The organism is Pseudomonas sp. TJI-51, assembly GCF_000190455.2.
Classification (GTDB): Bacteria; Pseudomonadota; Gammaproteobacteria; order Pseudomonadales; family Pseudomonadaceae; genus Aquipseudomonas; species Aquipseudomonas juntendi.
The window spans coordinates 12,238-24,979 of the sequence record NZ_AEWE02000067.1; the positions used below are offsets into that span (position 1 = coordinate 12,238).

General features: G+C 62.9%; 11 protein-coding genes. 9 read left to right on the plus strand and 2 right to left on the minus strand.

Annotated features, from left to right (window positions below; translation table 11 throughout):
- Nucleotides 1–10 precede the first annotated feature (10 nt).
- Nucleotides 11–373, minus strand: a complete 363-nt coding sequence (gene clpS, locus G1E_RS15435; RefSeq protein WP_009683116.1) for an ATP-dependent Clp protease adapter ClpS — start codon at nt 371–373, stop codon at nt 11–13.
- Between the two features lie 230 nt (nt 374–603).
- Here clpS and cspD point away from each other — a divergent pair, with 230 nt between their 5' ends.
- Nucleotides 604–864, plus strand: a complete 261-nt coding sequence (cspD, locus tag G1E_RS15440) for a cold shock domain-containing protein CspD (RefSeq protein WP_009683117.1) — start codon at nt 604–606, stop codon at nt 862–864.
- 72 nt (nt 865–936) lie between these two features.
- Here the strand turns inward: cspD and icd are convergent, their stop codons facing one another.
- Nucleotides 937–2,193, minus strand: a complete 1,257-nt coding sequence (gene icd / locus G1E_RS15445; RefSeq protein ID WP_009683118.1) for an NADP-dependent isocitrate dehydrogenase — start codon at nt 2,191–2,193, stop codon at nt 937–939.
- 487 nt (nt 2,194–2,680) lie between these two features.
- Between icd and G1E_RS15450 the strand changes: the two genes are divergently transcribed.
- The 8 genes from G1E_RS15450 to G1E_RS15485 all read left to right on the plus strand — a co-directional run bounded on the left by G1E_RS15450 (nt 2,681) and on the right by G1E_RS15485 (nt 12,733).
- Complete coding sequence (locus G1E_RS15450) at nt 2,681–4,906, plus strand: NADP-dependent isocitrate dehydrogenase (RefSeq protein WP_009683119.1); 2,226 nt, start codon at nt 2,681–2,683, stop codon at nt 4,904–4,906.
- A gap of 195 nt (nt 4,907–5,101) precedes the next feature.
- A complete protein-coding gene (locus G1E_RS15455) occupies nt 5,102–5,542 on the plus strand; it encodes an NUDIX hydrolase (RefSeq protein ID WP_009683120.1) in 441 nt (146 codons plus the stop codon).
- A 59-nt stretch (nt 5,543–5,601) separates the two neighbouring features.
- Nucleotides 5,602–6,726: a tRNA 2-thiouridine(34) synthase MnmA gene (gene mnmA / locus G1E_RS15460; RefSeq protein ID WP_009683121.1), complete on the plus strand. Its 1,125-nt coding sequence runs from the start codon at nt 5,602–5,604 to the stop codon at nt 6,724–6,726.
- On the plus strand, nt 6,723–7,349 hold the full coding sequence (hflD, locus tag G1E_RS15465) for a high frequency lysogenization protein HflD (protein ID WP_047149921.1): 627 nt from the start codon (nt 6,723–6,725) through the stop codon (nt 7,347–7,349). The genes mnmA and hflD overlap by 4 nt, the downstream gene beginning before the upstream one ends.
- 215 nt (nt 7,350–7,564) lie before the next feature.
- On the plus strand, nt 7,565–8,935 hold the full coding sequence (purB, locus tag G1E_RS15470; protein WP_009683124.1) for an adenylosuccinate lyase: 1,371 nt from the start codon (nt 7,565–7,567) through the stop codon (nt 8,933–8,935).
- An 81-nt stretch (nt 8,936–9,016) separates the two neighbouring features.
- Entirely contained in the window at nt 9,017–10,183 is a 1,167-nt protein-coding gene (locus G1E_RS15475; RefSeq protein WP_009683125.1) for a cupin domain-containing protein, read from the plus strand.
- Nucleotides 10,176–10,604 (plus strand): GNAT family N-acetyltransferase, encoded by a 429-nt coding sequence (locus tag G1E_RS15480; RefSeq protein WP_009683126.1) that lies wholly within the window; start codon nt 10,176–10,178, stop codon nt 10,602–10,604. The genes G1E_RS15475 and G1E_RS15480 overlap by 8 nt, the downstream gene beginning before the upstream one ends.
- Before the next feature lie 167 nt (nt 10,605–10,771).
- Nucleotides 10,772–12,733, plus strand: a complete 1,962-nt coding sequence (locus G1E_RS15485; protein ID WP_047149922.1) for a DNA topoisomerase III — start codon at nt 10,772–10,774, stop codon at nt 12,731–12,733.
- Nucleotides 12,734–12,742 lie beyond the last annotated feature (9 nt).

Genomic DNA, 12,742 nt, shown 5'->3' on the forward strand with positions numbered 1-12,742 from the left:
TGGTCGGCGATTAACCGTCCTTCTCGATTTCACAGAGTAGCGGATGCTGGCTTTCCCTGGCGTATTGGTTGACCTGCATAGCCTTCGTTTCGGCGATGTCACGGGTAAACAATCCGCACACTGCCCGCCCCTCGGTATGGACGGTCAGCATGATCTTGGTCGCCAGCTCGCGGTTCAGACTGAAGAACGTCTCGAGCACTTCGACGACGAAATCCATCGGTGTGTAGTCATCGTTGAACAAAACCACCTTGTACATCGGTGGCGCCTGCAGGATCGGCTTGGCTTCCTGAACCGCCAGACCGGAGCCATCGTCCTCATTCGATTGAGGACGATCCTGATTGAATGTTAGTCGAATCTGGCTGTGTGCATGCATGGAAAGAATTTCATCACATCGACAGGTTAAGGTTGTGGGTTGACCCTGCGAACGGCCATTGGTGCAGCCGCTGCATGACCTTGACTATCGGCAAAACGGTGTTACAACCAATAGGAACCCACCGTGGTCGATAAAGATCCGCGCAGTCAACCAGATTTTTTCGCAAGGTTCGTATGCGGATGAAGTGGATGATACTCCAGTGATGGAGTCCTTTGCAGAGGGACATAGGGATGGCAAGCGGTAAAGTCAAGTGGTTCAACAATGCCAAGGGCTATGGATTCGTCAATGAAGAGGGCAAGAACGACGACTTGTTCGCTCATTATTCAGCCATCCAGATGGACGGGTACAAGACGCTCAAGGCCGGCCAAGCCGTGACCTTCGATGTCATCCAAGGCCCGAAAGGTCTACACGCCGTCAACATCAGCAGTGCATCCACGGCTGCGCCCGCGCCGGCCAGTGCACAGCCCGCGGGCAGCACGGCCGACGCCTGACCGACTGCCCTGCCAGCGGGTAAACGAAAAGAAAGGCCGCTTCTTTACCAGAAGCGGCCGTTTCACATTCGCTTACATATGTTTGATCATGGCATCGCCGAAGCCCGAACTTCCCACCAGCGTGGCACCGTCCATCAGGCGCTCGAAGTCGTAAGTCACGGTCTTGGCCGCAATCGCGCCATTGGTGCCTTTGATGATCAGGTCGGCGGCCTCGGTCCAGCCCATGTGGCGCAGCATCATTTCTGCCGAAAGAATCACCGAACCCGGGTTGACCTTGTCCTGCCCGGCATACTTGGGCGCCGTGCCGTGGGTAGCCTCGAACATGGCCACGGTGTCGGACAGGTTGGCCCCCGGGGCGATACCGATGCCGCCCACCTCCGCCGCCAGGGCGTCAGACAAATAGTCGCCGTTGAGGTTGAGCGTGGCGATAACATCGTAGTCGGCCGGGCGTAGCAGGATCTGCTGGAGCATGGCGTCGGCAATGGCGTCCTTGACGATCACTTCGCGGCCGGTCTTGGGGTTGTTGAACTTCATCCACGGCCCGCCGTCGAGCAACTCGGCACCGAACTCGTCACGCGCCACTTCGTAGCCCCAGTCCTTGAAGGCACCTTCGGTGAACTTCATGATGTTGCCCTTGTGCACCAGCGTCAGCGACTCGCGGTCGTTATCCACCACATATTGCAGGGCTTTGCGTACCAGACGCTTGGTCCCTTCGCGGGAAACCGGCTTGATACCAATGCCGCAGTCCTGGTCGAAACGGATCTTGGTAACGCCCATTTCCTCCTTGAGGAACTTGATCACCTTGTCTGCTTCCGGCGAACCGGCCTTCCATTCGATGCCGGCATAGATGTCTTCGGAGTTCTCCCGGAAGATCACCATGTCGACATCCCCCGGTTTTTTCACCGGGCTTGGCACGCCCTGGAACCACAGCACAGGGCGCAGGCACACATACAGGTCCAGCTGCTGGCGCAAAGCCACGTTCAGCGAACGGATGCCGCCACCCACCGGGGTGGTCAGCGGGCCCTTGATCGACACCACATAGTCACGCACGGCGTCGAGGGTTTCCTGCGGCAGCCAGGTGTCCTGGTCGTAGACCTGGGTGGCCTTTTCGCCGGCGTACACCTCCATCCAGGCGATCTTGCGCTTGCCGCCATAGGCTTTCTGCACAGCGGCATCGACCACCTTGATCATCACCGGTGAGACGTCAACGCCGATCCCGTCGCCTTCGATGTAGGGAATGATCGGCTGGTCGGGCACGTTGAGCGAATGGTCTGCATTGACGGTGATCTTGGCGCCGTCGGTCGGAACCTTGATTTTCTGGTATGCCATGCTTGCACTACTCCGCTATCGGGTGTGGGTTGGACATCAAGCGTAGCAATGAGCCTAAACCACATCTGCCGACCTGCAAGCTGACGGCGTGGGCGCGGGCGCGCCCGCGCAGAACACCCCGCCAGCACTGCGGCATTACGCCACATTGCCCCTCAGTCTTTGGTCTTATAAATGGGCCGATATCACTTGGCCTTGCTGATTAGGCCAAATGGTTTGGTATACTCCGCCGCGACCGTTGGGTCATCGGGGCGAATCCCAGGAAAATGCGGACCGCCCTGGGCCGTGATCGGCCGAAAAGCCGGGCCTTTTCCGCCTGGCTGCCAAAGCCTGGGCTGTTACCGCAGTTCAGCACTTGACGCTCGACTGATGCATCCACCATCACCGCTCGCAGCTTCTCGACTTTCCGCTCATGGCTTGCCAGGGCGATGCGCCTTACCCTGCGCACCACGAGACTCGAGCACGCTCAGCACACAGAGAGTTAACCCGCATGCCCACCCGTTCCAAGATCATCTATACCTTCACCGACGAAGCCCCTGCCCTCGCCACCTACTCGCTGCTGCCGATCATCGAAGCTTTCACCGCTTCGGCTGACATCGCTGTCGAAACTCGCGACATCTCCCTGGCTGGCCGTATCCTTGCCGCCTTCCCGGAGCAACTGGGCGCAGAGAAGCAAGTAGGCGATCACCTGGCGGAACTGGGCCAGCTGGCTACCACCCCTGAAGCCAACATCATCAAGCTGCCGAACATCAGCGCCTCGGTACCGCAGCTCAAAGCCGCGATCAAGGAGCTGCAAGGCAAGGGCTACAACATCCCTGACTACGCCGACGAGCCGGCCACCGAGCAAGAGAAAGAATCCCGCGCCCGCTACGACCGCATCAAAGGTTCGGCCGTGAACCCGGTCCTGCGTGAAGGCAACTCCGACCGCCGCGCACCGCTGTCGGTCAAGAACTACGCGCGCAAGCACCCGCACAAGATGGGCGCCTGGGCCGCCGACTCCAAGTCGCACGTCGCCCACATGACCCAAGGCGACTTCTACGGTAGCGAAAAAGCTGCACTGATCGAAGCTGACGACAGCGTACGTATCGAACTGGTCGGCAAAGACGGCAGCACCACCGTGCTGAAGGAAAAGACCGCGGTCAAGGCTGCTGAAGTCATCGACTGCGCAACCATGAGCCGCAAGGCCCTGAAGGCCTTCATCGCCGAGCAGATCGCCGATGCCAAGGCCACCGGCGTGCTGCTGTCGGTACACCTGAAAGCCACCATGATGAAGGTCTCCGACCCGATCATGTTCGGCGTCATCGTCGAAGAGTTCTACAACGACGTGCTGGCCAAGCACGCCGCCGCCCTGGCCGAAGTCGGCTTCAACGCCAACAACGGCATCGGCGACCTGTACGCCCGCATCAAGGACCTGCCAGCTGACAAGCAGGCCGAGATCGAAGCCGATATCCAGGCCCTGTACACCCAGCGCCCGGCCCTGGCCATGGTCAACTCCGACAAGGGCATCACCAACCTGCACGTACCGAGCGACGTGATCGTCGACGCCTCGATGCCGGCCATGATCCGTGACTCGGGCAAGATGTGGAACACCGCTGGCGAGCTGCAAGACGCCAAGGCAGTGATCCCGGACCGTTGCTACGCCGGCATCTACCAGGCCACCATCGAAGACTGCAAGGCCAACGGCGCCTTCGACCCGACCACCATGGGCAGCGTGCCGAACGTTGGCCTGATGGCGCAGAAAGCCGAAGAGTACGGCTCCCACGACAAGACCTTCCAGGTCAAGGCCGACGGCGTGGTTCGCGTGGTCGACAGCAAGGGCAACGTGGTTCTGGAGCAGAACGTCGAGGCCGGTGACATCTTCCGCATGTGCCAGACCAAGGACGCGCCGATCCAGGACTGGGTCAAGCTGGCCGTCAACCGTGCCCGCCTGAGCAACACCCCAGCGGTGTTCTGGCTGGACCCGGCCCGTGCCCACGACGGCGTGATGATCGAGAAGGTGCAAAAGTACCTGAAGGATCACGACACCACCGGCCTGGACATTCGTGTCATGGCCCCGGTCGACGCCATCAAGTTCTCCCTGGCCCGCATTCGCGAAGGCAAGGACACCATCTCGGTTACCGGTAACGTACTGCGCGACTACCTGACCGACCTGTTCCCGATCATGGAACTGGGCACCAGCGCCAAGATGCTGTCGATCGTGCCGCTGATGAGCGGCGGCGGCCTGTTCGAAACCGGCGCCGGCGGTTCGGCACCCAAGCACGTGCAGCAGTTGGTCGAAGAGAACTTCCTGCGTTGGGACTCGCTGGGTGAATTCCTGGCCCTGGCCGCTTCCCTGGAGCACCTGGGCAACACCTACGACAACCCGCGCGCCAAGGTTCTGGCCAGCACCCTGGACCAGGCAACCGGCAAGTTCCTCGACACCAACAAGTCGCCATCGCGCAAAGTTGGCGGTATCGACAACCGCGGCAGCCACTTCTACCTGACCCTGTACTGGGCCCAGGCCCTGGCTGCACAGAGCGACGACGCCGCCCTGCAGGCACGCTTCGCCCCACTGGCCAAGACCCTGACCGAGAACGAGGAGACCATCGTCGCCGAGCTCAACGCCGTTCAGGGCAAGCCAGCCGACATCGGTGGCTACTACGCCCCGGATGCCGAGCTGACCGCCAAGGTGATGCGCCCAAGCCAAACTCTGAACAGCGCCATCGCCGCCCTGTAAGGTCCGCTTGACGTAACAGCACAAACCCCGGCCACGCACCGGGGTTTGTGCTTTTTCAGCTGCAAGTTTCAAGCTACAAGCTACAAGCCACAAGTCGAAGCGGTACGCGGATTGCTTCAACTTGCTACTTGCCACTTGCCACTTGCCACTTGCTACTTGCTACTTGCTACTTGCTACTTAGGGAGAGCATCGACCGTGTCTTGGCAACCCCACATCACCGTCGCCACCATCATCGAGCAGGACGGCAAATTCCTGTTCGTCGAGGAATTCAAAGCCAACCGGCACGTCTTCAACCAGCCCGCCGGGCACCTGGAAGCCAACGAGACCCTGCCCCAGGCCGCCCTGCGCGAAACCCTGGAAGAAACCGCCTGGGAAGTCGAGCTCACCGGCGTGGTCGGCATCTACCTGTACACCGCGCCCAGCAACGGCGTGACCTACCAGCGCATCTGCTTTGCCGCCCGCCCCGTGCGCCACCATGCCGACCTGGCCCTGGACAGCGACATCGTCCGCGCTGTCTGGCTGACCCGCGAAGAGTTGCTGGCCGACCCCACCCGCTGGCGCAGCGAGCTGGTGCCGCGCTGCCTGGACGACTACCTTGCAGGCCCGCTGCACAGCCTTGCGCTGCTGCGCGACTGACGTAGCGCCGCGGTTTTGATAGAATCGGCGTTTTTCCCCCTTGATACACACCGGTACCCATGACCAGCCCAGCACTCAAAGACCCCGCCAAGACCCGCGTCATCGTCGGCATGTCCGGCGGCGTGGACTCTTCCGTCTCCGCCCTTCTGCTCATCGAGCAGGGCTACCAGGTGGAAGGGCTGTTCATGAAGAACTGGGAAGAAGACGACGGCACCGAATACTGCACCGCCCGTGAAGACCTGGCCGACGCCCAGGCCGTGTGCGACCGCATCGGTATCAAGCTGCACACCGCCAACTTCGCCGCCGAGTACTGGGACAACGTGTTCGAGCACTTCCTCGAAGAGTACAAGGCCGGTCGCACGCCCAACCCGGACATCCTCTGCAACCGCGAAATCAAGTTCAAGGCGTTCCTCGACTACGCCCTGTCGCTGGGTGCAGACCTGATTGCCACCGGCCACTATGTACGCCGCCGCGACACCGGCGCCGTTACCGAACTGCTCAAAGGCCTGGACCCGAACAAGGACCAGAGCTATTTCCTGCACGCCGTTGGCGGCAAGGAAATCGCCCGCACGCTGTTCCCGGTGGGCGAACTGGAAAAACCCGAGGTCCGCGCCATTGCCGAAAAACACGGCCTGGCCACCGCCAAGAAAAAGGACTCCACCGGCATCTGCTTCATTGGTGAACGCCGCTTCAGCGACTTCCTCAAGCAGTACCTGCCCGCCCAGCCAGGTAATATCGAAACCACCGAAGGCGAGGTGATCGGCCGCCACCATGGCCTGATGTACCACACCATCGGCCAGCGCCAGGGCCTGGGTATCGGCGGCCTGAAGGACGCCGGTGACGAGCCCTGGTACGTGCTGCACAAAGACCTGACCCGCAACGTGCTGGTGGTCGGCCAGGGCAACGAACACCCATGGTTGTTCTCCCGCGCCCTGCTCGCGTCGGAAATCTTCTGGGTCAACTCGGTAGACCTGAGCAGCCCGCGCCAGCTCACCGCCAAGGTACGCTACCGGCAGAGCGACCAGCGCTGCACCCTGGCGCTGACCGACGGCGGCTACCGCGCCGTGTTCGACGAGCCCCAGCGCGCCGTGACGCCGGGCCAGTCGGTGGTGTTCTATGATGGCGAGGTGTGCCTGGGTGGCGGCGTGATCGAGGCGGCCGAGCCGTGGAGCCCGCGGGCATGAGCACACTGCGCGAGCAATTGATTGCCCTGGGCGGCGTCTTCCAGGCAGCCGTACTGGTTGACCGCATCGCCCGCACCGGCCAGGCCAGCGAGGCCAACATCGGCTGCATGCTGGGCAGCTTGCTGGTACGCGACCCCAAAGACACCCTGGAAGTGTTCGGCGGCGACGACCTGAACTTGCGCGATGGCTATCGCGCGTTGGTCGGCGCCCTGGAGCGCGACCCCAGCAGCCTGCAGCGCGAGCCCCTGCGCTACGCCCTGTCGATGCTGGGCCTGGAGCGTCAGTTGAACAAGCGTGGCGACCTGCTCGACACCATCGGCAACCGCCTGCCACAAATCCAGTCGCAGGCCGATCACTTCGGCCTGGTCCACGAAAATGTCATCGCTTCCAGCGGAGCCTTGTACCAGGACACCTTGAGCACCCTGCGCCAGCGCATCCAGGTACACGGCGACATGCGCTTCCTGCAGCAAGCCAGCAACGCCTCGAAAATCCGCGCCCTGCTGCTCGCCGGCATCCGCGCCGCGCGCCTGTGGCGCCAGCTGGGCGGCCACCGCTGGCAACTGGTGTTCAGCCGGCGCAAACTGCTGAACGAGCTGTACGACATGATGCGCAGCACCAACTGACGGGCTGGGCAGCCCCTTGTGGGAGCGGGCATGCCCGCGAAGCAGGCGACGCGGTATATGGCACCGGCTACGCCGGTGTTCGCGGGCATGCCCGCTCCCACAGGGCCTGCCACCAGATCCAAATTGGGCCGACCTTTGGTCAGCCACCCGACCCAGGCGTATTTTTCATGTATGATATGCCCCCTTCCAAAAGCCTGACTGTCCGAGAACACCCCATGCAGCTTTCTTCGCTCACTGCGGTTTCCCCTGTAGACGGCCGTTACGCCGGCAAAACCCAGGCCTTGCGCCCCATCTTCAGCGAATTCGGCCTGATCCGTTTCCGCGCCCTGGTCGAAGTGCGTTGGTTGCAGCGCCTGGCCGCCCACCCGCAAATCGGCGAAGTGCCGGCGTTCTCCGCCGAGGCCAACGCCCTGCTGGACACCCTGGCCAGCGATTTCAAGCTTGAGCACGCCGAGCGCGTCAAGGAAATCGAGCGCACCACCAACCACGACGTCAAGGCGATCGAATACCTGCTCAAGGAGCAGGCCGCCCAGCTGCCTGAGCTGGCCAAGGTCAGCGAGTTCATTCACTTCGCCTGCACCAGCGAGGACATCAACAACCTGTCCCACGCCCTGATGCTGCGTGCTGGCCGTGACGACGTGCTGCTGCCGCTGATGCGCCAGATCGCCGAGGCCATTCGTGCCCTGGCCCACGCTCACGCCGACGTGCCGATGCTGTCGCGCACCCACGGCCAGCCGGCTTCGCCGACCACCCTGGGCAAGGAACTGGCCAACGTCGTGTACCGCCTGGAGCGCCAGATCGCCCAGGTTGCCGCCGTACCGCTGCTGGGCAAGATCAACGGCGCCGTGGGCAACTACAACGCCCACCTGTCGGCCTACTCGCAGATCGACTGGGAAGCCAACGCCCGTGCCTTCATCGAAGACGAGCTGGGCCTGCAGTTCAACCCGTACACCACCCAGATCGAACCGCACGACTACATCGCCGAACTGTTCGACGCCATCGCCCGCTTCAACACCATCCTGATCGACTTCGACCGTGACGTATGGGGTTACATTTCGCTGGGCTACTTCAAGCAGAAGACCGTCGCCGGCGAAATCGGCTCTTCGACCATGCCGCACAAGGTCAACCCGATCGACTTCGAAAACTCCGAAGGCAACCTGGGTATCGCCAACGCCCTGTTCCAGCACCTGGCCAGCAAACTGCCGATCTCGCGCTGGCAGCGTGACCTGACCGACTCCACCGTGCTGCGCAACCTGGGCGTGGGCTTCGCCCACAGCGTCATTGCCTACGAAGCCAGCCTCAAAGGCATCGGCAAGCTGGAAGTGAACGAAGCCCGCATCGCCGCCGACCTGGACGCCTGCTGGGAAGTGCTGGCCGAACCGATCCAGACCGTGATGCGCCGCTTCAACATCGAAAACCCCTACGAAAAGCTCAAAGAGCTGACCCGTGGCAAGGGCATCACCCCACAAGCGCTGCTGACCTTCATCGACGGCCTGGACATGCCAGCCGAAGCCAAGGCCGAGCTCAAGCTGCTGACCCCTGCTACCTACATCGGTAACGCGGCAGCCCAGGCCAAACGCGTCTAAGCGGACCGCCGCATACAACGCCCGGCCTGGCCGGGCGTTTTTATTCCCGTACGAAAATTACGTTTTTTCAATAGGTTGAACATGAATCCTGATACTCCACTGCAGCTGCTCGGCGGCATCTCGGCCCGCGAATTCATGCGCGACTACTGGCAGAAAAAGCCGCTGCTGGTGCGCCAGGCCTTCCCGGACTTCATCAGCCCAATCGACCCCGACGAGCTGGCTGGCCTGGCCCTGGAGGAAGAAGTCGAGTCGCGTATCGTGCTGGAGCATGGCGCCCACCCGTGGGAACTGCGCCGTGGCCCGTTCACCGAAGAGACCTTCGCCGAGCTGCCGGAAAAAGACTGGACCCTGCTGGTACAGGCCGTCGACCAGTTCGTTCCGGAAGTCGCCGAGCTGCTGGAGAACTTCCGCTTCCTGCCCAGCTGGCGCATCGATGATGTGATGATCAGCTTCGCTGCCCCTGGTGGCAGCGTTGGCCCGCACTTCGATAACTACGACGTGTTCCTGTTGCAGGGCCACGGCCAGCGCAATTGGAAGGTCGGCCAGATGTGCAGCAGCGACAGCGCGCTGCTGGAGCATGCCGACCTGCGTATCCTGGCCGAGTTCGAGCAGGGCGAAGAATGGACCCTGGAGCCAGGTGACATGCTGTACCTGCCACCACGCCTGGCCCACTACGGCGTTGCCGTGGACGAGTGCCTGACCTACTCGGTTGGCTTCCGTGCCCCTAGCGCCGCCGAAGTACTCACCCACTTCACCGACTTCCTCGGCCAGTTCCTGCCCGACGAAGAGCGCTACAGCGACGCCGACGCCCAGCCTGCCAGCGACCCGCACCAGATCCAGCATGACGCCCTCGACCGCCTCAAGGCGCTGCTCGACAAGCACATGAACGACAAGGACCTGCTGCTGACCTGGTTTGGCCAGTTCATGACCGAGCCGCGCTACCCGGAACAGATCGTCGGCGAAGAGCTGAGCGAAGAGGAGCTGGTCGATGCGCTGGAGCAAGGCGCCATCCTGATCCGCAACCCGAGTGCCCGCCTGGCCTGGTCGGAATTCGAAGACGACCTGCTGCTGTTCGCCAGCGGCCGCAGCTGCCCATTGCCTGGCAAGCTGCGCGAGCTGCTGAAACTGGTGTGCGCGGCCGACGCCCTGCACATCGACAACCTCGGCGAATGGCTGCAGGATGAAGATGGCCTTATGCTGGTACAGCAGCTGGTGAAACAAGGAAGCCTGGGATTCGCCAATGAATAAGATTCGTGTGCGCCTCGCCGACTGGCACAAGGACAACGCCGACATCCGCCGTATCCGTGAAGCGGTGTTCATCGCCGAACAGCACGTGCCGCCGGAGCTGGAATGGGACTCGGAAGATCCGACCGCCGTGCACTTCCTGGCCCTGGAAGGGGACTATCCGATCGGCACCGCCCGCCTGCTGCCCGATGGCACCATCGGCCGGGTCTCGGTATTGAAGGACTGGCGCGGGCTGAAGGTGGGTGACGCACTGATGAATGCGGTGATCGTCGAAGCGCAGAACCGTGATCTGAAGCAGCAGATGCTCAGCGCCCAAGTCCACGCCACGCCGTTCTACGAGCGGCTGGGCTTCCGCGTAGTCAGCGAAGAGTTCCTCGAAGCCGGCATCCCGCACGTGGACATGGTGCGCGACTCGCGCCCCTGACCCATAGCCTTTACCGGCCTTTTCGCGGGTAACCCGCGAAGAGGCCGGCGCAGGCAGGTGACATGCTCACTCACAAAAAGCTGTACATCCATCCAGATAAAACTTGCCTCCGCGCCCCTGCTTGCGCATCCTAGTGCTCATCATTCCCCGATGAAGCGTTCCCGGCCATGCGCCTGTTCCTCTGCGAAAAACCCTCCCAGGCAAAAGACATCGCCAAAGTGCTCGGCGCCACCCGCAAGGGCGACGGCTGCTGGCAAGGCACCGACGTCTGCGTAACCTGGTGCATCGGCCACCTGCTGGAAACCGCCCCGCCCGACAGCTACGACGAACGCTACAAGCGTTGGAACCTGGCCGACCTGCCGATCATTCCAGACAAATGGAAGATGCTGGTCAAACCCAAGACCGCCAGCCAGTTCAAGGCGGTCAAGCGCCTGCTTGGCGAAGCGCGCGAGCTGGTAATTGCCACCGACGCCGACCGTGAAGGGGAAATGATCGCCCGTGAGCTGGTCGAGCATTGTCGCTACCGTGGCCCGGTGCAGCGCCTGTGGCTGTCGGCGCTGGACGACGCCTCCATTCGCAAGGCCCTGGCGCGCCTGCTGCCGGGGCACGAAACCTTCAACCTGTACCATTCCGCCTTGGGCCGCTCGCGCGCCGACTGGCTGATCGGCATGAACATGAGCCGGCTGTTCACCCTGCTGGGCCGGCAATCCGGCTACCAGGGCGTGCTACCCGTGGGTCGGGTGCAAACGCCCACCTTGCGCCTGGTGGTTGACCGCGACCGCAGCATCGCGAACTTCGTGCCGGTGCCGTTCTGGGCTATCGACGTGCAACTGGAACACGCCGGCCAGGGTTTCAACGCGCAATGGCGGGCGCCGGAAGACGCCTGTGACGACCAGGGGCGCTGCCTGAACCAGGCACTGGCGCAACGAGCGGCTGCCGATATCGGCCAGGCCGCCACCGCAAGGGCCATGAAGGTGGCCACCGAGCGCGTGCGCGAAGCAGCGCCATTGGCCTTCGACCTCGGTACCCTGCAAGAGCTGTGCTCGAAAAAATTCGGCCTCGGCGCCCAGGAAACCCTCGACATCGCCCAGGCGCTGTACGAAACCCACAAGCTGATCACCTACCCGCGCAGCGACTGTGGCTATCTGCCGCAAAGCCAGCACGCCGAGGCAGCAGGCATCCTCGCCGCCCTGCAACGGGCCGATGCCAGCCTGGCGCCCCTGCAGCCCTACCTCGAGCCGCAACGCCGCTCGCGGGCCTGGAACGACGCCAAGGTCAGTGCCCACCACGGCATCATCCCCACTGCCGCTGCCAGCGACCCGGCGCGCCTGCCAGCCAAGTATAAGGCGGTGTACACCCTGATCCGCGCCCGCTACCTGGCGCAGTTCCTGCCCAACCACGAGTTCGACCGCACCCAGGCCGACTTCGACTGCGCGGGCCATGCCCTGCGCGCGGTGGGCAAGCAGATCGTCGAGCCCGGCTGGCGCCGCGCCCTGCCCGAAGCCCTGACCCCGAGCAAAGGCCGCGAGGCGCCCCCCGCCCAGGTGCTGCCAGCATTACGCGAAGGCCAGGACTGCAGCGTGCAAGGCCTGCAACTCAAAGACCTGTGGACCCAGCCACCCAAGCCCTTCACCGAGGGCGACCTGATCAAGGCAATGAAGAACGTCGCCAAGCTGGTGGACGACCCGCGGCTGAAACAAAAGCTCAAGGAAACCACCGGCATCGGCACCGAGGCCACTCGGGCGAGCATCATCCAGGGGCTGCTAGACCGCGGCTACCTGGTGAAGAACGGCAAGGCATTGTCGGCCACGCCTGCCGCGTTCAGCCTGATCGACGCCGTGCCCCGTGCCATCGCCGACCCAGGCACGACGGCCATCTGGGAGCAGGCCCTGGACATGGTGCAGAGTGGCGAGATGAGCCTGCAAGACTTCGTCGCCCGGCAGTCGGCATGGATGGGCAAGTTGGTGGAGCGTTGCCAGGGTATGCGCATGACCATCAGCGGGCCGGCAGCCGGGGCGGCGCCGCCGTGGAAGAAGAAGCGGCGTAGCGGTGCTGGAAAAAGCAAACCGACTGGGAGCAAGCCGGCGGCTGGCAAACCGCGTCAGCCTCGGAGGAAGGCAGCAACCTGACACTTAATC

What these genes read in the sequence shown, in the direction of transcription:
- icd (WP_009683118.1), bottom strand. Translation starts at nt 2,193, where the DNA reads ATGGCATACCAGAAAATCAAGGTTCCGACCGACGGCGCCAAGATCACC.
- G1E_RS15475 (WP_009683125.1), top strand. Translation starts at nt 9,017, where the DNA reads ATGAATCCTGATACTCCACTGCAGCTGCTCGGCGGCATCTCGGCCCGC.
- purB (WP_009683124.1), top strand. Translation starts at nt 7,565, where the DNA reads ATGCAGCTTTCTTCGCTCACTGCGGTTTCCCCTGTAGACGGCCGTTAC.
- G1E_RS15450 (WP_009683119.1), top strand. Translation starts at nt 2,681, where the DNA reads ATGCCCACCCGTTCCAAGATCATCTATACCTTCACCGACGAAGCCCCT.
- mnmA (WP_009683121.1), top strand. Translation starts at nt 5,602, where the DNA reads ATGACCAGCCCAGCACTCAAAGACCCCGCCAAGACCCGCGTCATCGTC.
- G1E_RS15485 (WP_047149922.1), top strand. Translation starts at nt 10,772, where the DNA reads ATGCGCCTGTTCCTCTGCGAAAAACCCTCCCAGGCAAAAGACATCGCC.
- hflD (WP_047149921.1), top strand. Translation starts at nt 6,723, where the DNA reads ATGAGCACACTGCGCGAGCAATTGATTGCCCTGGGCGGCGTCTTCCAG.
- cspD (WP_009683117.1), top strand. Translation starts at nt 604, where the DNA reads ATGGCAAGCGGTAAAGTCAAGTGGTTCAACAATGCCAAGGGCTATGGA.
- G1E_RS15480 (WP_009683126.1), top strand. Translation starts at nt 10,176, where the DNA reads ATGAATAAGATTCGTGTGCGCCTCGCCGACTGGCACAAGGACAACGCC.
- clpS (WP_009683116.1), bottom strand. Translation starts at nt 373, where the DNA reads ATGCATGCACACAGCCAGATTCGACTAACATTCAATCAGGATCGTCCT.